This window comes from Enterobacter sp. JUb54, from assembly GCF_014298075.1.
Classification (GTDB): domain Bacteria; phylum Pseudomonadota; class Gammaproteobacteria; order Enterobacterales; family Enterobacteriaceae; genus Klebsiella; species Klebsiella lignicola.
The window spans coordinates 1,848,947-1,866,442 of record NZ_CP060418.1; the positions used below are offsets into that span (position 1 = coordinate 1,848,947).

Below are 17,496 nucleotides of genomic sequence, written 5' to 3' on the forward strand. Positions count from 1 at the left end.
CATTTTTTATTCATCTGCACGCAAGGAATTTCCGGTGAGAATCGCCACCATGACCAACTGGGCGTACGGGATCACCGTGTGCCTGACTATTACCTCCGGCATTGCCATGCTGATGGCTTCCAACGCAGAAAAAAGTGAACGCCAGGCCGTTCAACAGATGCAACAATTCGATCGCTTAACCGAAGCGGTGGAAACCGACACCTGGGCCCTCTCCGGCCTCGCTCGCGCGTTCGTTATCAACAAAGACCCGGAAGTGTTGCAGGAGTATCGCCAGAAAGCGCGGGAGCTTGCCACCATCGAGCAGCGCCTGACGAAACTGAAAGATCAGGGCGCCACCGCCCAGGAGCTGGCGCTGTTGCGCGACGGGCTACAGATTGCCGATGAGCTTCGCGACGAAGAACAGAGCGCGCTCGCCAGCATCGACCGGGGCGCAGATAAAGAGGCGATCGCCCTGCTCTACGGCGACACCTTTGAACAGGAACTGGATCGGGTTCAGACCCAGATCGATCACTTTCGCTTGATGCTCGAGGGACGGGCTAACAACGCTATCGTCGAGGCGACGGAAAAATCGCATACCTGGCGCACGCTATCAGAGGTGATGGTCGCCCTGACAGCATTGATGTTTCTGTTTGTGCTGGGTTTTATCCTGCAGCGGCGGGTGTTGTACCCGGTCGTTCGCTTAAGCGATGTGGTGCAGCGGCTTGCCTCGCAGGATTATGCCGTCGAAGCGCCCCAGTTTTCTCAGATCGATGAGATTGGCGATATGGCGCAGGCGATCCGCATCTTCCGTGAAAACGGCCTGGCGCGTCAGCGTCTGGAGCAAGAGCGCGATGCCGACTGGGCCATCAGGGAGCTGCTGGCGCGGATGACGCAACGTCTGCAGGGCTGCGAGTCCTTCGACGATGTGGTTAAAGTCGCGGAGCTGTTTGCCCCTAACGTGGCGCCAGGCATTCCGGGACGGCTGTATATTCTGGAGACCGATCCCTGGCAACTACGTTGTGCCGCCCAGTGGCTCTCTCCACCGGATGAACCCGAGGTATTTTATCCCGACAACTGCTGGGCGGTGCGGCGTGGCCAGAGCCATCCGCCGGTGAACGGCGAGCCTGATGTCGCCTGCGACCACCTGCATGCGTCGTCTGTCGGCCAGTCGCTGTGCGTCCCGTTAATTGCCCAGGGGGAAGCCATCGGCCTGCTGACGTTTAGCAAAGTGACCGCTGAATCCGCCCCGTCTCGCGCCTATCTGGAACTGATGGCCGAAGCGCTGGGCCTGGCCCTGGCGAACCAGCGCTTACGCAGCGCGCTGCTGGAAAAGGCGCTGTTCGACTCGCTCACCGGGCTACGCAACCGCCACCATCTGGATGATGCATTGCATACGCAAATCAGCCTTGCGGTGAATAACCATACCCCGTTGAGCTGCCTGATGATCGATATCGATCATTTCAAAGCGATCAACGATCAATACGGCCATGAAGCCGGCGATCTGGTGATCAAAAACGTGGCCGCGATTATTCAACGTGAAGTCCGCGATATTGGTATGGCGTTCCGCTACGGCGGAGAAGAGTTTCTGGTGCTGCTGGGCGGCAGCAATGAAGAGTCAGCCCGGGCCTGCGCCCAGGAGATTTACAACCACGTGCGCAGCCTGACGTTGCGCTATGGTCCGACCGATCTTGGTCAGGTAGACGTCTCCATTGGCATTGCCAGCTTCCCGCAGCATGCCCAGAGCGATAGCCTGCTGCGGGCCGCCGATGCGGCGCTGTACCGGGCTAAAGAACAGGGCCGCTCGCGCATCGTCAGCTTTGGCATGTTGGAAGCGGGATAACGGCCAGACGGCGATAACTCGTTTATCGCTGTTTTAGCAGGTGGGTGGCGATGCCCCATTTCACCAGTGAGAGCTTTCCTTCGGCATAGTCGAGGATCGAGTAGCTGCCGTTGGGATGGGCATAGTGTTGAAAGCGTTCGGGACCGGCGTGATTCAGGCAGGAGATAACCGCCTGAATCACATGTCCGTGGGACACCACGCAGACGCAGCGCTCGGCCGACGCGCCAATCGCCAGCAGCGCCGCCAGAGTTCTGCTGGCCGCTGCCGTGAGCGACTCGCCGTGCCGCGGCGTCACGTCAGGATCCGCGGAGTAGATACGGTCAAACAGCCGTTGTTCGTCCGGGTTTAACTGGGCGTAAATCTTCCCCTCCAACACGCCAAATCCCCGTTCATTCAAGCGGGCATCAAGGCGCGTCGGGCAGGAAAAGTGATCGGCGAGCTGTCTGGCCGCCGCCACGGCACGGCCAGAGGGGGATGAGATAATTTGCTCTATCTTTTCATCACCCAGTGCGCCGACCAGCGCCGCGATTTGAGCGCGCCCGCGCTCGGTTACCGGGCTATCAAGCTGGCCCTGGAGGCGATTGACGCGGTTCCATGCCGTTTCGCCATGTCTGACCAACAGGATTTTCATTGGTTACGCTGATGTGGCCCGTTAGCGGCTACTCATTGCCCCACTGATTGAGGAAGTTCGCGATATCATCGATACGCCCGGCGTCAACGGTCGCTTCAAGGGCCATCTCATGCTGCGCCGCCTCGTCGATCTCTTCGTTATTCATCAGCCGGGTGATCAGCAGCTGAAAATAACGCGCCAGGGAGTCACGTTCCGCCTCGCTGACCGGGTTGGCGGTCTCCGTCGAATACTCGTCGACGATGTCATAATATTTGAGTGGTATTTCATTATTCATAACTAGCCCCTGGTTTAATGCCGGTGTGCATAACAGCCTCTATTATCAGCCGTCGATAATAGCATTCTTGTCTCTTTTTTTCTGTGCTCTCTGCAAGCCTGGCCTGCACGTGCTGACGCTTCAGACGTCGAACAGCCTCTGGGCCTGACTGACGACAACGGTATTTCGCCCCTTGCGCTTGGCTTCATACAGGGCGAGATCCGCTTTACGCAGGACGGCGTAAACGTCATTACCGTTGTCATTGAATCCGGCGACGCCGAGCGAAATAGTGACCTTTTCGCCATGCGGGAAGTCGGCATTTTCGATCGCGGCACGGATATGTTCGGCCACCACGGCCGCCTCGGCCACTGCGGTTTCCGGCAGTAACACGATAAACTCTTCGCCCCCAAAGCGGCTGATAATCTGACCGCGAGTAGAGAGCCGGCGTAAGGTATCAGCGAATGTCACCAGTACCGCATCGCCGCCGTCGTGCCCATACCGGTCATTAATGGTTTTGAAATGATCGATATCAATGGCGATGATGCACTGCTCCGTCGACGGGTCTAACTGTTTAATCAGCGCGTTAAACCCCCGGCGGTTATACAACCCGGTCAGCGGGTCGGTCATGGTTTCATCGCTGAGGGCATTGACCCTGCGGGTCATGGTCTGCAGATGCAGGCTAAGGGCTTCTTTAAGACGCTCCGCCTCTTTGTACCACACGCTGATGTGCGTTAGTTTTTTCAGGGTGGCTTCGCTGTCGTTGGTTTGGGTAAACTCCGCCAGCTTCTCAAGTGGGGAGGAGATGCGGGCAGCAAACAGCGTCACCACCGTGATCGTTAACAGGACGATAGCCAGAGTAAACCAGAAGGCATTGACCACCGTCTGCATCAGAATACGCGACACGCTTTCCGAGGCGCCCGAAATGACCACCTTCCAGTCGGCCTGCTTCAGGCTGGCATAACCCACCAGGCTGCCGCCGCGTTTATCATCGCCAAAAAAATGCCCGCTCTGTTCCCTGACCACCTGCTCCTGCAGTCCGGGGACCGACTGATAGCCACCCCCGACTAATTTCGGGTCACGATTGAAGATTATCTTACCGTCATTATTAATCACGCTGACATCGGTGGATTTGTCATAAAAATGCATGCTGAGGATGTCGCTGAGCATACTTTCTTTTTGCAGATAGATACTGCCGCCAATAAATCCGATGTACTCGCCGGCCTGATTAAATAAGGGCTGAGAGACAAACACCACATAGTTGCCGGCAGCCGAGATGAACGGCTCAGAGATAAAGAGTTTCTTTTCCACAATGGCTTTCAGGCTGGCATTCGAATGGAGTTTCACCCCTATCAGCCCGAGGCTTTCAGGGGAGGCGGCGGCGATCACCGCATGGGCGTTCACAATCACCACCGAGTTGAAAAAACCGGACTGCAGGCGCAGTCGGTCGACTTCGTTTCTCAGGTATTGCGTATCGGTAAGGCCTTTTATCTGACTCGCGCTGTAGGCCAGTTCGCGTTGTGCGGTCACCAGGTAGCGGTCCGTGGTGTCGGCCAGCTTGCGGGCGTATGCAAGGTTATTCTCGAGTAAACGGTCTTCGATGTTACCCTTCTGGAAAAGCGTCAAGGCACTGAGCAGCAGCAGAGAAGTCAGCAGGATCCCTCCGACTGACAACATCAACATCAGAGTGCGCAGATGCAATTTTTTCCTGAGCATAAGCCTTCACGGTTGTAGAAGTTTTCCTTATTTTATCAGCTTTTGCGCCGGGAAGATAAACCGATCTTATCTGCCCTCAGCGGCGAATAGCACGAACCGGTCATCGCGTTCACATTGTCCCAGTCGGATCACAGATTTCAGCGAAACCGTCGATAACGGGCGATAATCGCACGTATTTTCGATTATCGCCATTGACCGCCGCTCTCCCGCCCTCCTATTGTCAGTAGCGGTTGTGAGCCCATTACCCTACAGGTTAACGCCGGGCTCAGCGCTCAGGCGCCGGTCTGCGTCAGTCACCCTCTCTCTGAAAATGCATGACTGACGTCATCGCACGTGGACTCATCGCAACCGCAACTCGCAACACAACAAGAAATGCCATGCGCACTGCCACCCAGGCTGCTTTCCGACAGACCTGCCTGGCAGATAAAAACATCTGATATTGCAAGGAGCCTCCGGGTAATCCGGTAAATACACATGAGTAAAATCACCCACTTTTTCACAGAACTGATGCGCCGCTATCTGCCCGATCCTTTTGTCTTTGCCATTCTGTTAACCCTGCTGACCATGGCGCTGGCTTTTGTGATCGAGGGCCGTTCGCCCTTGCAGACCACCATGGACTGGGGCAACGGTTTCTGGCAGTTATTAAGTTTCACCACGCAAATGGCGGTGATTCTGGCGATGGGTTACGTTTTAGCCGCCGCCCCGTTGGTGGACCGCTTTCTTAACCGGATCGTCAGCCACGTGCATACTCCACGTACGGCGATTATTGTTGCTACCCTGGTCGGCTCCATCGGTAGCTATCTGAACTGGGGATTCGGGCTGGTGATTGGCAGCATTATTGCCAAAAAGCTGGCCCGCAGTATTCCGGGCGTCCATTACCCATTGATTATTGCGGCGGCATACAGTGGATTCACTTTTTATGGCCTGGGATTTTCCGCCACTATCCCGCTGCTGATATCGACGCAGAATCACGCCCTGGAAGCGCAAATGGGCATTATTTCATTGAGTGAAACGATATTTTCACTGCCGATGCTGCTGACCACCGCCGTGCTGCTCGTGACCCTGCCCCTGCTCAATGCGTCACTCCATCCGCACCAGGGGGAAAAGATCGCCGAATACCATGAACCAGAAGCGCCGGTCGCCCCCACAAGCAGTGGGCATGACGATCTGACGGGTCACGCCACTTTCGCGGCAAAGTTAAACCACAGCAAGCTCACCAGCTACACCATCGGTACGGTAGGAATGGTGTATGTGGTCGGGCATTTTGTCAGCGGCGGCGTACTGGACCTGAACATTATCAATTACTTTATTCTTTTCCTCGGCGTGATCTTGCTGGGGACGCCACTCAATTATGTCGAGAAACTCAACGAAGGTATTCGCACGATTGGCGGCATTATTCTGCAGTTCCCGTTTTATGCCGGGATCATGGCAATTATGGCGGCTTCAGGGCTGGTAAAAACCATTGCGGAACTGTTTGTCCAGATCTCAACGCCGGAGACATTGCCGTTCTGGGGGCTGATCAGCTCCTTCTTTATTAATTTCTTTGCCCCTTCCGGCGGCGGCCACTGGGTGGTGCAAGGACCCTTTATGATTGACGCGGCGCAATCGATGCAGGCATCGCTGGCCCAGACATCGATGTCCGTGATGTTGGGGAATGCCTGGAATGATCTGGTTCAACCGTTCTGGCTGCTGCCAGCGCTGGCCATTTCCAGACTGAAATTACAGAGCATTATGGGCTACACCGTGGTCATGATGATGTGGGTGGGAGTCGTTTATATGGCGGCCATATTGCTCTGGCCCCATCTGGGCTAACAACGGCGTAAACCGGTAGTCATCCTCTAGTCATAATGAGCAGCAAACACCAGCGTCGCACCGCGCGCTCGTGTTTGTTGTTTACCGCTAACCACTCATGAAGGCTTTTTACTTGCCAAAAATACGCTGTATTATATTGCGCAATAAAAACCCAGGCGAATATAACGCGCGATTAACACGGAATACCATGACGAATACACTCAGTGGCTACGTTTATATCCTCGAGGTTGCGGATATTGACTTACCGGTCTGCAAAATTGGCATGACCACCCGAGACCCCGTTGCCCGCTGCCAGGAAATAAATAAAAGCTCCACCGGCGATTTTATTTGGTCCGTGGCCTATTCGTTCGCGGTAAATGATTGCCAGAAATTTGAGAGCCTGATTCATCACAAGCTCACGCCATTACGCCAGAAGCGAAGAGAGTTTTTTAATCTCGGCGCTGACGATGCCTGTAAAGCCATCGTGTCGATCCTTGAGTCGCAGCAAGACATAAAAACCATCACTCTCGCCGACGTAGCCCCTTCTGCAATACAGAATCCTGAGATGAAAACCAAAAAGACAAAAAGGCCGCAGCACACCTTCACCACCCGGCATGATGCCGCCGAATACAGCGCTTTGCTGCAATCTTTTTGCACTATCCTGGGAATAAAAGGCCGGCCTTTTGGTCAGCTGAATAAGCCGTTTTTTGGCATGAGCGATGGCCATGAGGGCGTCCAGTGGAATATCTCGTTGCGGCCACAGGACAACATTGCCCGGATCGGGGTGAATCTTGAAGGGCTCATGTACAGGAACTGGCCAATCTCGCGGCTTATCCAGTCAGAATTATCAACGCCCCGGTTGTTAGACGTTATCCAGGAGCTGGACCCGGCAAATGAAGTGTCGATGACATTTGCCCGGGATGCCTGGCAGGTTGCCTCGAGACCTGAGATCAAAGAGAAATATATCGGCGGCAAATCCTTCACGCTGAGTGAATTAACCGCCGGGCAATGGCAAGACGTATTAAATGAAGCGCTGGAGTGCCTGGATAAAGCTCATCATTATCAAAAGCGCAGCCAGCAAGCGGTCACCGTTATCAAAAAAGATGGCGACCACCAGCTGCGGACCATGCAAGTGTCGCCTCATTTAACCATCTGGTCATCATTTACCTTAAGTAGCGCTGATGAACAGACGCTCCGCGCCAGGATTAACCAACTGGATGCAATTTATCGCTGGATGAACCAGGTAAGCTAACGCCTTCTCACATTACCCCAGCAGCCTGTCGATGGCTGGCCGTAGCGCGCGGATGAGCTCAGCAGGCGAAACCGGTTCTGACTGCCGATCCCAGGCATTCTGAAACTCGGCAATTTCCACGCCGATCACCTCTGACTCTGCCAGCACCGCGCAGGCCTGTTGCAGATCGTTAAGCCCCATGCCGCCCGGATGGTTATAGTCGGTCGGCACAATACCCGGTTCGAGAACGTCGCAATCGAGATGCATATAAACCGGACGCTGGTTAATGGCCTCGCGCAATCGCTCAAGGTAACCGTCGGCGAAGGGAATACAGGTGATAGCCTGCTCGGCGATCAGCTGCTTTTCAAAGGGATCAAGATCGCGCTGCCCCACCAGAATAATCGACCCCAGCGCCAGACCATCACCGAGCCCGGACTGCCACAGGCCTGCCGGGCCTGATAACGCTAATCCCCCCAGATATCCCGACGCGCTGGACGCCGGCGTGTTGAGGTCGGCATGGGCATCAAACCATACCACGCAGGCCTCGGGATGATGCTGTGCCACCACCGGCAAAGTCGCCAGCGAAACCGCGCAGCGGCTGGTCGCGGCGAGCGAACGCCCACCAGCGGCGTAAATGGCCGCCAGATGGTTTTGCATCTCTTTTAATGCCGGTAAAGCCGCCTGGAGTTCGGTTGACCAGCCGCGGTTCAGCGCCGGCTCCGGTTCAGCAATCCCGACCGGCGGTAAATGCGTGATGCGGGAAAGATAATCGGCCAGCGAACGGGCCCCCGGCATCGCCAGATCGTTATGGTCGCCCGCCCGTCCCTGAAAACAGGTAAGTGTTGTCGTCATTATGCCGTCCTGTGTTGTCAGATATTCACCGCAGACAGGTTGATGAATATTTAAAAGTAAGGCAAATTAATTAAAATCACGATACGTAAGTTTTACTTAATATGAAATTAAATTACTCGTTCTTAGAAACGTTTATGGAAATCATCCGCGGCGGCAGTTTTGAGATGGCGTCCAGAAAGTTGCATATCACCCCTTCCGCCGTGAGCCAGAGAATTCGGGCGCTTGAGGAAGAGATGGGCCAGGTGCTTATCGTCAGAGGCAGCCCGTGTCGGCCAACGCAATCGGGGAGAGAGCTTTACCGCTATGCGGAAAAAATAGAGTTTCTGGAAAATGACTTTTTCTCCGTTCAGGAGAAAAAACATCAGGGCAAAGCCGTGGTGGCGGTGAACGCCGATTCCGTTGACGGCTGGTTTTTAACCGCCATCTCCTGCGCTTTTCGCGAATATGGCATCGTGGTGGATATCCGCATCGAAGATCAGGACTTTTCCGCCACATTGCTCCAGAGCGGGGAAGTGATGGCTGCGGTGAGCGCCGATGACGCTCTGCTTCAGGGATGCAAAGTGGAGTATCTCGGCACCATGAAATATAAAGCCTACGCCTCGCCCGAGTATTATCAGGCCTATTTTCGCGACGGCGTCAGCGAAGCCGCATTAAGAAATGCGCCGGTGATTATGTTTAATCATAAGGATGACCTGCAGAACAAATTTATTCAGAGCTTGTTCTCCTCGGATATTACGCCGCCTGCGCAATTTATCCCTTCGACCTCCGCCTATCTTCTCGCCGTTTCACGCGGACTGGGCTGGGGAATGCTCCCCGAACATCTCTCGGCGCCGCTGTGTGAACAGGGCCGCCTCGTCGACGTCGCCGCGGATCATTGCGTTGATACTCGCCTTTACTGGCATCGCTGGAGCCTGAAACTCACATTATTAGAACAGCTGAGCGAGTGCGTCCACGCCGCTGCGCGGCAGGAACTTTATGCCTAGATCTCGTCAGGCCTGAGTCAGTTCACGCAGTACCCTGAGCAAGTGCTGCGTAGATTGTTCGTTGTCGTTCTGCCGATAAGCCAGGCCTAATTCTCGCCATAGCGCCGGTTTTAAGGCGCGAGTGACGATACGGCTATCCGCTGAGGCGGGCGTCCCCGATTCCAGCGGTAACAAGGTCGCGCCATACCCTGCCCCCACCAGGCTTTTGATCGCATCGTTGTAGTCGAGGGTAATCCGCGGCGTTGGCCGATGGCCCGAGTCGGCAAACCAGTTCCCGGTCAGCTGCGATAAATGGGTGCCCGAACCGTTCAAAATCAGGGGTTTTTCGCTCAACCACTCCGGCGTCACCACCTCCGGCGTCGGCCAGTTTTGCGGCAGGAAAGCGACAACCGGGTCCCGGCGCCAGGTCTCAATATTCAGACCGGCGCAGCGCGGTTGCGGCAGCGCCACAATACCGATATCAAGCGCCCCGGATTTCAACTGCTCAAGGGTCTGATGCGACGTGAGCACCGCGATGTGGACATCGATACCGGGGTGCGACTGCGCCAGTTTTTCAATCGCCCGCGGCAGCAGATTGGCGATCGCGCCGGTCGACGCACCAAATCTGACGCGCCCGGTCAGCCCTCTGGCCTGGCGTGAGATATCGTCGAGCACATAGGCGGCATCCGCCAGCAGGCGACGCGCATGGGCGACCAGATTTTCCCCAATCGCCGTGGGCCTGACATTCCCGCGGGCGCGGGACAGCAGTTTCGCCCCCACCCGCTGTTCCAGTTCAGAGATATGCAGGCTAACCGTCGGCGGCGACAGATGCAGGCGTTGGGCGGCCTCGTTGAACGAGCCGGTCTCGGCTATGGTCATCAGGGTGCGGAGCTGATCGAGGTTAATCTCACGCATACACGTACCTCAGAAAAACTGAATTTGACGTTAGAGTAATTCAACTTTACCAATTCTGAAAGCTGGCACAACATCATGGTTTTCACCGACGATCCGATCCCAGGAGAGAACGATGACCCACCTGTTTATTGATGGCGAGCAGGGTACGACAGGCTTGCAAATCCACGATCGTCTGCGCCACCGGTCAGACATCAGCCTCATGACGCTGCCGGTTGCGCAGCGTAAAGACAAGCGCCTGCGGGCTGAGATGTTGAACGGCTGCGATATTGCGATCCTGTGTCTGCCGGATGAGGCGGCGCGCGAGTCGGTGGCGATGATTGCAAACCCGCATGTCCGGGTGATCGATGCCAGTTCAGCGCACCGGGTCACCCCCGGCTGGGCCTATGGTTTTCCGGAGTTGAGCGCCGACCAGGCGGATCGCATCAGAGCGTCAAAGCGAGTGACCAATCCCGGCTGTTATCCTACCGGTGCGATTGGTCTGCTGTTCCCGCTGGTGAACGCCGGACTGCTGCCCGCCGATTACCCGGTCTGCATTCATGCGGTTTCCGGCTATTCCGGCGGTGGCCGGGCGGCGGTGGATAGTTACGAAAGCGAGGACACTGCCGGGCCAACGTTTCAGGTGTATGGCCTGGGCCTGAAGCATAAACACGTGCCGGAAATCGCGCGTTACGCCGGGCTCTCTGCCCCGCCCTTCTTCCTGCCCGCCTACGGCGCCTATCGCCAGGGGATCGTCCTGAGCGTGCCGTTACAACAGCACCTGCTGGCAAAAAACGCCGATGCCGCCACGATACATGCCTGCCTCACGCAGCATTACCGCGAGAGCCGCCACGTCAGGGTGCTGGAATCCCTCAGCGCCGACGACGCGCAGCGCCTCAATCCTGAACGATTGAATGGCACCAACGACATGGAATTAGGTGTGTTTTCAAACCCCGACAACGGGCAAATACTGCTGACCGCAGTCTTCGATAACCTGGGCAAAGGGGCCTCCGGCGCCGCCGTGCAGAATCTGGATCTGATGATTGAGGTTCGTTAATAGTACAGTGAGAGTGGCATGAGGGTGAATGTCCGCGCCATGCCTGGGGCGGACGCAACACGCTATTCATTCACTCAATGTGATAAACACCGGCATTCCAGTAAGTGTTTCCGGCACGGCGATGCGCTTTCCAGCCTTTCGATATAAGGGCTCTCGCGATTAGTCGGTTCATTATACCGTGGCCCATGAGCAATACCGGGCCGTTATATTTATGCACCATACCTATCAGTATATCGGCGGCCTGGTCGGCACGCCTTTTCGCCATCGCCAGGCTTTCTACCTCGCGGGACATGCCGCAGAGCCACATCATGCGAAATAATATTGCCCAATGCGCAGGATATAACCGCACCCCAGGAATAAAGTAGACCGGCAGGTCTGCTTCCCGGAACATGTCATCGCTTAAACCCGCATGCCAGCCCAAGGCATTGAGTGATGAAATGGCTCTCGGCAGAGGGCTACTGATGACCCGTAATGCGTTGAAAGCCAATGCAACGCTTGATTCTGGCGGCGTATCACGGCCAATCTCAGAGAGGTTATATTGTGTAATCCAGTCGGTCATTTCACGGCTGGTCACTTTCGAATTGCCAATGAAGCTGGGTTTTCCATGACGCATTAAAATAATTTCCATATACCTTCTCCGTCCCCCCTAAATTACACCCAGATTAACGTGTTGATATCATGCGGTCTACGCCAGGAAAACAGGCCTGTGTGACTGTGTTATGGCTGTCCATGGAACCAGCACGCTCGCCTTTAATGACCCCTCCGTCGGTATAACTGAAATATTATGCGCGCCCCGTGATTCAGTCCGGCGATGGCCCACGTTCTAAAAAGGTAGAGAGTGCAATATAACTTCGCACCGATCGCACCCCATCCACGCTTTGAATTTCCATCAGAAAATTTTCCAGCGATTCGGTATCTGCGGCACGAACCTTAATCAGTACGCATCCGTCACCTGCTACGGTATGTAGTTCTTCAACTTCCCGTCGGTTGGTAAATTGCAGCAGCGCGCGCGTCGCCTGATAGCTGCTGGTATCCACCACAAGAAACGTCAGCAATGTTCTGCCAAGCCGGCAGCCGTCGAGTATCGCCACCGTCCTTTTTATGACGCCATCACGTTTTAGCCGCTTTACACGATCGTGCACCGCCGGCGCCGATAGGTTCACAATCTCACTCAGTTCGGAGTAACTGCGACCGGCATCCTCTGCCAGCGCACCTAATATTTTTCGGTCAATTGCGTCGAGTTCAGCAGGTTTATGTCTTGCCTGCCTAATACCATCTTTTTCTTTATCAAATGCGCTCACAAGCCTTTCCTGACTGAATAAAAGTATGAATATAATTTATTTCACCTAATAAAATTCAGCAAGAACAGCAACTGGAGTTTCCATGCCCATCGCACTTTTAGCACTCGCCGTCGGCGCATTCGGTATCGGTCTGACCGAATTCGTTATCGCCGGAATTCTCCCCCAGCTAGCCGATGATTTCGCCGTCAGTATCCCATCAGCCGGTACTATGGCCACGTCCTATGCGCTGGGTGTTTTTGTCGGCGCGCCGCTTATGACGGTGTTGGGCGCGCGAATACCTCGCAAGACCATGCTGATAACGCTGGCGATAATTTTTACCCTCGGTAATCTCGTTACCGCGACAGCACCGTCACTGGCTGTTGCCGTTACAGGCCGTATCATCACCTCCTTTAATCACGGCGCCTTCTTCGGTATTGGATCCATTATCGCGGCCTCGCTGGTTGCACCAGGTCGCCAGGCCAGCGCTATTGCCTTTATGTTTTCCGGGCTGACGCTGGCCAATCTGGTTGGCGTACCCGCTGGAACCTGGCTCGCTCAGGCCTTCAACTGGCGGCTTGTCTTCTGGGTGATTGCCGGTATAGGCCTGCTTACGATCGCCGCTATCGCCCTGCTTGTGCCACCTATCGAAAAGGGAAAATCCATAGCGTTACGGACGGAACTCCGTGCTTTTGTTGACCCTCAGGTTCTATTGGTTATGGGCATTACGGTCTTTGGTCCGGCGGCATTTTTTACCTCAATCACCTACATCGCGCCGATGATGACCAGGCTGGCAGGTTTCTCAGATGCGGGCATTGCATGGTTAATGGTTCTTTTTGGCCTGGGACTGGCAGTCGGCAACTGGATAGGCGGACGCTTCGCAGATCGCTCGCTGTTTGGCACTCTGTTCGTCACGCTGACTGCACAAGGGATTGTCCTGCTCGTCTTCTGGACTGGCGTTGAAAACCCGTTCATTGCCGGCGCGTCGGTATTCCTGATGGCCGCATTCGGTTTTGCTACCGTCTCACCCATTCAGAAACTGGTCATGGATCGCGCCAGCCAGGCCGGAGCCCCTACGATGGCCGCTTCCGTGAATATCGGCATGTTTAATCTGGGAAATGCCTTAGGCGCATGGGCTGGCGGAGCCACTATTGCTGCCGGTTTTGGTCTGGTTTCGCCAAACTGGGCGGGGGCAATCCTGTCGTTTATCGCACTCGGATTAGCGTTTCTCGCATGGCTAAGCGCCCGTAAGGGGTTTGCTCTGCGAGCGAGTTCATGTTGATGAGTAAATGGCGACACCTGATTTAAGGCTGTCTGGTAAAACATGACGTCCGCTTTGTGCTGTGAGTTGCAACGACCCGTTGAACTCACAGCTCACAGCAGACCTTCAGAGTCGTCACTTCCGTCAGCCCCTGTGCCAGGAGCACACCAGCTACCCTGGCACGGATACAGCCTGGTCTTCATTCATAAATTCTCAGTGTATCGATAACCGCTCGCAGACCGGGAGACACATTGCGGTGCGGATAATAGAGAAATGAGCCTTCCAGGCGTTGACTGTAGCGTTGTAAAACTCTGATGAGCGAGCCCTGCTCTAAATCATCGGACACCAGTTCTTCCGGAACATAAGCCAGCCCCAGTCCCAGTCTGGCGGCTTTGGCTTCCATATAGCTGTCAGCGAAAGCCCATTGTCCCTGCGGCTGATGCGTTATTTTTTTACCATCCTGTTGCAGTTCCCATGTATAGAGGCTCCCATCGCCAAATTGATAAGCGATGCACGGATGAACCGCTAAATCTGTCGGGACTTGCGGAAAGCCATAGCGGCGAAAGTGTTCTGGCGTACCGACAATGGCCATCTCCATGTCGGGGGATATACGGACCGCTATCATGCCACCGCCAACTTCCGGCCCGAGACGTACACCGGCATCGAATCTTTCGGCAATAATATCGACAAACCGGCTTTCGCTGATGAGTTCCAGCCGGATGTCTGGGTAGCGTTGCTTAAACACCGCAAGCTTTGGCAGGAGCAGTTTATCAATAGCGTGCTGACTGGCATTAATCCGTACCGTACCTGACGGGGACTGGCGATAATGGGCCAGCGTGGCGAGCCCCATATCTAAAGCGTCGAATCCTGACTCAATGGTCCGGTAGAGTTGTTCGCCAGCATGGGTGAGCGATAGCCTGCGTGTGGTACGTGCCAGAAGCTGAACGCGCAGTCTTTCTTCAAGTTCGCGTACAGAACGGCTTATACCTGATTGTGCCAGGCCGAGTCGTTGCGCCGCAGCGGTAAAACTCCCTTCCCGCACCACCTGCATGAACAGGTATAAATCATTATAGTTTTCCCGTTTCGCCATCACGTTTCCCTCGCTATCGCATCACCATTTATAACAATATGGTATTAATTCTAGCAATTTTACCCCTCTAATAAGCACTGTTTCTGCTCACTATAATGCCCGCATTGCAACAAAGCACAGCAGTGTTGTCCGTATGAAACCTGTACCTATCACGCTTTATGAGGGGATTTTGATGACTGCCTTCACCAAAAAACTGACAACCGCGATACCAGCCATGCTGCTCTGCGCATCATTAAGTGGAGTCACAACGATGAGCTATGCCGATACAACCAATCCGAACGCGCCAGTTTCTCTGGTCGAGAAATGGGATAAAACCTTCGCTGAAAGTACGAAAGTGAATCATCGTAAAGTGACCTTTCAGAACCGCTTCGGGATCACCCTGGTCGGTGATCTCTACATTCCAAAGGATCGCGGCGAGCGCAAACTGGCGGCCATTGCCGTCAGCGGGCCTTTCGGCGCGGTGAAAGAGCAGTCCAGCGGTCTGTATGCGCAGACGTTGGCTGAGCAGGGGTTTGTTACCCTGGCTTTTGACCCTTCATATACGGGGGAAAGCGGTGGCTATCCGCGTAACGTTGCCTCTCCGGATATCAACACCGAGGATTTCAGCGCGGCTGTTGATTTCCTGGGCCTGCAAAAAGAGGTCGATCGAAATCGTATCGGGTTACTGGGTATCTGCGGCTGGGGCGGGATGGCCTTAAACGACGCCGCGATGGATACCCGCGTGAAAGCGGTGGCGACCAGCGTGATGTATGACATGAGCCGTGCGATGGGGCATGGCGTGGGTGATGGTAAAGACCGTTATACCACTGCGGATCGTCGCGCCGTATTACAGTATCTGAATGCACAGCGCTGGGAAGATGCGAAGAACGGAGCTTTCGCGCCCGGCGGGCATGACATTTATGTTGATGAAAAGGGGAACGTCAGTACGTCGAAACGTATTCTACCAGAAACATTACCCGCCAATCCCAATCCGGTTCTGAAAGAATTCTTTGATTATTATCGCATGCCGCGTGGTTTCCATGCGCGCTCGGTCAACTCAACCGGGGCCTGGAATGCGACGATGCCGCTGTCATTTATGAATATGCCGCTGCTGAGTTACGCCAATGAAGTGACTATCCCTACGCTTATCGTGACCGGTGAAAAAGCCCATTCACGCTATTTTGCTGAAGATGCCTTTAAGGCGATCGGCAGCAACGAGAAAGAGCTGGTAATTGTTCCGGGGGCAAATCATGTTGATCTGTATGACAACGTTGCGGGTAAGATTCCGTTTACTAAATTTGAGCAGTTTTTCAAAACCAACCTAAGATAATCGTCCCAAGCCGCCTGATATATGCAGGCGGCTGTAAATAGCCTGCGCATCATTTTCACCCATGTTTTGACGTGATTCCCTGAATGACGTCTGTCCGGACTGCGCCTGAATCTGGCCGATTTGATATTAAGGGATCTGATAATGTCCACATTAAGACTAAAACCACCTTACGAAAAAAACCATGCGCAGTGGGGAGGCGTGTTTGCCATGACGCTTTGCGTGTTTGTGCTGATCGCTTCCGAGTTTATGCCGGTCAGCCTGCTTACGCTTATTGCCAGTGATCTACACATTACCGAAGGGCTGGCTGGCCAGGGGATTGCAATCTCTGGCGCACTGGCGGTCATGACCAGCCTGACTATCTCTCATGTTGCCGGAGATCTGAACCGAAAATATCTCCTGCAGGGGCTGACGGTTTTAATGGCCATATCGGGGATAGTCATCGCCCTGGCACCCAGCTATCCGGTTTATATGCTGGGGAGAGCCCTGATTGGGGTGGCCATTGGTGGATTCTGGTCCATGTCGGCTGCAACCGCCATTCGGCTCGTTCCGCAGCGTCAGGTTCCCCGCGCGCTGGCGATTTTTAACGGTGGGAATGCGCTGGCTACCGTTGTCGCGGCACCGCTTGGCAGCTATCTGGGGACGACAGTGGGCTGGCGCGGGGCTTTTTTATGCCTCGTTCCCCTGGCTATAGCCGCGTTCATCTGGCAGTGGATCAGCCTGCCATCGATGGAAAGCGATAAAAAACAAAAATCCCAGAGATCTGTGCATCGTCTGTTCCGCATCACCCTTGTCCCTACGGGACTTCTGGCCTGCGGGCTCTTCTTCATAGGGCAGTTTGCCTTATTTACCTACGTGCGCCCCTTTCTTGAAACCGTGACCCGCGTAGGTCCTTCTGGTCTCTCTCTGATTTTGCTCGCAATAGGCGTGGCGGGTTTTGTCGGCACACTGGCCGTATCAATATTCCTGAACGCAAGGTTTTATCAGACCTTAATCATGATACCCCTGCTTATGGCAGCGATTGCCGGCGCGTTACTGCTGGTTGGACACAGCATCTGGGCTGTTGCCGTGTTGCTGAGCCTGTGGGGACTACTGGCAACGGCTGCGCCAACGGGATGGTGGACATGGATTGCGCGGGCGTTACCCGAAGATGCAGAGGCAGGTGGTGGCCTAATGGTTGCGGTGATCCAGCTCTCGATTGCACTGGGTTCAACGGCAGGAGGGTTAGTGTTCGACACTCTGGGATGGCGTAGTGCTTTTGGCTTGAGCGGTTTCTTACTCCTGGGGGCGGCAGCGATGACGCTTGTCACATCCCGACAAAACAGTAAAGCGAACTAGAACTACCCCTTCATTTCTGGCGTG

16 protein-coding genes are annotated in these 17,496 nt (G+C 54.9%); 8 read left to right on the forward strand and 8 right to left on the reverse strand.

Annotation, left to right across the window (positions count from 1 at the left end; genetic code table 11):
• Window positions 1-34: 34 nt before the first annotated feature.
• Complete coding sequence (locus tag HF679_RS08495; RefSeq protein WP_187042861.1) at window positions 35-1,819, forward strand: sensor domain-containing diguanylate cyclase; 1,785 nt, start codon at window positions 35-37, stop codon at window positions 1,817-1,819.
• Window positions 1,820-1,841: 22 nt separating this feature from the next.
• On the opposite strand, the gene HF679_RS08500 is transcribed toward HF679_RS08495, so the two are convergent.
• From HF679_RS08500 to HF679_RS08510, 3 genes are all read right to left on the reverse strand, one after another.
• Window positions 1,842-2,450: a histidine phosphatase family protein gene (locus HF679_RS08500; protein WP_123753952.1), complete on the reverse strand. Its 609-nt coding sequence runs from the start codon at window positions 2,448-2,450 to the stop codon at window positions 1,842-1,844.
• A gap of 28 nt (window positions 2,451-2,478) precedes the next feature.
• Window positions 2,479-2,724: a YmjA family protein gene (locus HF679_RS08505; protein ID WP_123753951.1), complete on the reverse strand. Its 246-nt coding sequence runs from the start codon at window positions 2,722-2,724 to the stop codon at window positions 2,479-2,481.
• Window positions 2,725-2,844: 120 nt separating this feature from the next.
• Window positions 2,845-4,416, reverse strand: coding sequence for a sensor domain-containing diguanylate cyclase (locus HF679_RS08510; protein WP_187042862.1), 1,572 nt, complete (start codon window positions 4,414-4,416; stop codon window positions 2,845-2,847).
• A gap of 474 nt (window positions 4,417-4,890) precedes the next feature.
• Here HF679_RS08510 and HF679_RS08515 point away from each other — a divergent pair, with 474 nt between their 5' ends.
• Window positions 4,891-6,228 (forward strand): short-chain fatty acid transporter, encoded by a 1,338-nt coding sequence (locus HF679_RS08515; protein ID WP_187042863.1) that lies wholly within the window; start codon window positions 4,891-4,893, stop codon window positions 6,226-6,228.
• A gap of 187 nt (window positions 6,229-6,415) precedes the next feature.
• Complete coding sequence (locus HF679_RS08520) at window positions 6,416-7,459, forward strand: GIY-YIG nuclease family protein (RefSeq protein ID WP_187042864.1); 1,044 nt, start codon at window positions 6,416-6,418, stop codon at window positions 7,457-7,459.
• A gap of 12 nt (window positions 7,460-7,471) precedes the next feature.
• Here the strand turns inward: HF679_RS08520 and HF679_RS08525 are convergent, their stop codons facing one another.
• Window positions 7,472-8,290, reverse strand: coding sequence for an arginase family protein (locus HF679_RS08525; protein WP_187042865.1), 819 nt, complete (start codon window positions 8,288-8,290; stop codon window positions 7,472-7,474).
• A 101-nt stretch (window positions 8,291-8,391) separates the two neighbouring features.
• Between HF679_RS08525 and HF679_RS08530 the strand changes: the two genes are divergently transcribed.
• The gene (locus HF679_RS08530) at window positions 8,392-9,273 is read left to right on the forward strand and encodes a LysR family transcriptional regulator ArgP (RefSeq protein ID WP_187042866.1); all 882 of its coding nucleotides are present in this window, start codon (window positions 8,392-8,394) and stop codon (window positions 9,271-9,273) included.
• 6 nt (window positions 9,274-9,279) lie between these two features.
• On the opposite strand, the gene HF679_RS08535 is transcribed toward HF679_RS08530, so the two are convergent.
• A complete protein-coding gene (locus tag HF679_RS08535; RefSeq protein WP_187042867.1) occupies window positions 9,280-10,167 on the reverse strand; it encodes a LysR family transcriptional regulator in 888 nt (295 codons plus the stop codon).
• A 112-nt stretch (window positions 10,168-10,279) separates the two neighbouring features.
• Between HF679_RS08535 and argC the strand changes: the two genes are divergently transcribed.
• Window positions 10,280-11,200 (forward strand): N-acetyl-gamma-glutamyl-phosphate reductase, encoded by a 921-nt coding sequence (argC, locus tag HF679_RS08540; protein ID WP_187042868.1) that lies wholly within the window; start codon window positions 10,280-10,282, stop codon window positions 11,198-11,200.
• Between the two features lie 70 nt (window positions 11,201-11,270).
• Here argC and HF679_RS08545 read toward each other — a convergent pair whose 3' ends face one another.
• Both HF679_RS08545 and HF679_RS08550 read right to left on the reverse strand, forming a co-directional pair.
• Complete coding sequence (locus tag HF679_RS08545) at window positions 11,271-11,828, reverse strand: histidine phosphatase family protein (protein ID WP_261802997.1); 558 nt, start codon at window positions 11,826-11,828, stop codon at window positions 11,271-11,273.
• A gap of 172 nt (window positions 11,829-12,000) precedes the next feature.
• Window positions 12,001-12,501, reverse strand: coding sequence for an Lrp/AsnC family transcriptional regulator (locus tag HF679_RS08550; RefSeq protein WP_187042869.1), 501 nt, complete (start codon window positions 12,499-12,501; stop codon window positions 12,001-12,003).
• A gap of 82 nt (window positions 12,502-12,583) precedes the next feature.
• Here HF679_RS08550 and HF679_RS08555 point away from each other — a divergent pair, with 82 nt between their 5' ends.
• Window positions 12,584-13,759 (forward strand): MFS transporter, encoded by a 1,176-nt coding sequence (locus HF679_RS08555; protein WP_187042870.1) that lies wholly within the window; start codon window positions 12,584-12,586, stop codon window positions 13,757-13,759.
• Between the two features lie 178 nt (window positions 13,760-13,937).
• Here HF679_RS08555 and HF679_RS08560 read toward each other — a convergent pair whose 3' ends face one another.
• Window positions 13,938-14,828, reverse strand: a complete 891-nt coding sequence (locus HF679_RS08560; protein WP_123753941.1) for a LysR family transcriptional regulator — start codon at window positions 14,826-14,828, stop codon at window positions 13,938-13,940.
• Window positions 14,829-15,000: 172 nt separating this feature from the next.
• Here HF679_RS08560 and HF679_RS08565 point away from each other — a divergent pair, with 172 nt between their 5' ends.
• Both HF679_RS08565 and HF679_RS08570 read left to right on the forward strand, forming a co-directional pair.
• Window positions 15,001-16,137 (forward strand): alpha/beta hydrolase, encoded by a 1,137-nt coding sequence (locus HF679_RS08565; RefSeq protein ID WP_123753940.1) that lies wholly within the window; start codon window positions 15,001-15,003, stop codon window positions 16,135-16,137.
• A 141-nt stretch (window positions 16,138-16,278) separates the two neighbouring features.
• Window positions 16,279-17,472, forward strand: a complete 1,194-nt coding sequence (locus HF679_RS08570) for an MFS transporter (protein ID WP_123753939.1) — start codon at window positions 16,279-16,281, stop codon at window positions 17,470-17,472.
• Window positions 17,473-17,496 lie beyond the last annotated feature (24 nt).

What these genes read in the sequence shown, in the direction of transcription:
- argC (WP_187042868.1), top strand. Translation starts at nt 10,280, where the DNA reads ATGACCCACCTGTTTATTGATGGCGAGCAGGGTACGACAGGCTTGCAA.
- HF679_RS08520 (WP_187042864.1), top strand. Translation starts at nt 6,416, where the DNA reads ATGACGAATACACTCAGTGGCTACGTTTATATCCTCGAGGTTGCGGAT.
- HF679_RS08500 (WP_123753952.1), bottom strand. Translation starts at nt 2,450, where the DNA reads ATGAAAATCCTGTTGGTCAGACATGGCGAAACGGCATGGAACCGCGTC.
- HF679_RS08560 (WP_123753941.1), bottom strand. Translation starts at nt 14,828, where the DNA reads ATGGCGAAACGGGAAAACTATAATGATTTATACCTGTTCATGCAGGTG.
- HF679_RS08545 (WP_261802997.1), bottom strand. Translation starts at nt 11,828, where the DNA reads ATGGAAATTATTTTAATGCGTCATGGAAAACCCAGCTTCATTGGCAAT.
- HF679_RS08525 (WP_187042865.1), bottom strand. Translation starts at nt 8,290, where the DNA reads ATGACGACAACACTTACCTGTTTTCAGGGACGGGCGGGCGACCATAAC.
- HF679_RS08510 (WP_187042862.1), bottom strand. Translation starts at nt 4,416, where the DNA reads ATGCTCAGGAAAAAATTGCATCTGCGCACTCTGATGTTGATGTTGTCA.
- HF679_RS08535 (WP_187042867.1), bottom strand. Translation starts at nt 10,167, where the DNA reads ATGCGTGAGATTAACCTCGATCAGCTCCGCACCCTGATGACCATAGCC.
- HF679_RS08555 (WP_187042870.1), top strand. Translation starts at nt 12,584, where the DNA reads ATGCCCATCGCACTTTTAGCACTCGCCGTCGGCGCATTCGGTATCGGT.
- HF679_RS08565 (WP_123753940.1), top strand. Translation starts at nt 15,001, where the DNA reads ATGACTGCCTTCACCAAAAAACTGACAACCGCGATACCAGCCATGCTG.
- HF679_RS08530 (WP_187042866.1), top strand. Translation starts at nt 8,392, where the DNA reads ATGAAATTAAATTACTCGTTCTTAGAAACGTTTATGGAAATCATCCGC.
- HF679_RS08515 (WP_187042863.1), top strand. Translation starts at nt 4,891, where the DNA reads ATGAGTAAAATCACCCACTTTTTCACAGAACTGATGCGCCGCTATCTG.
- HF679_RS08505 (WP_123753951.1), bottom strand. Translation starts at nt 2,724, where the DNA reads ATGAATAATGAAATACCACTCAAATATTATGACATCGTCGACGAGTAT.
- HF679_RS08570 (WP_123753939.1), top strand. Translation starts at nt 16,279, where the DNA reads ATGTCCACATTAAGACTAAAACCACCTTACGAAAAAAACCATGCGCAG.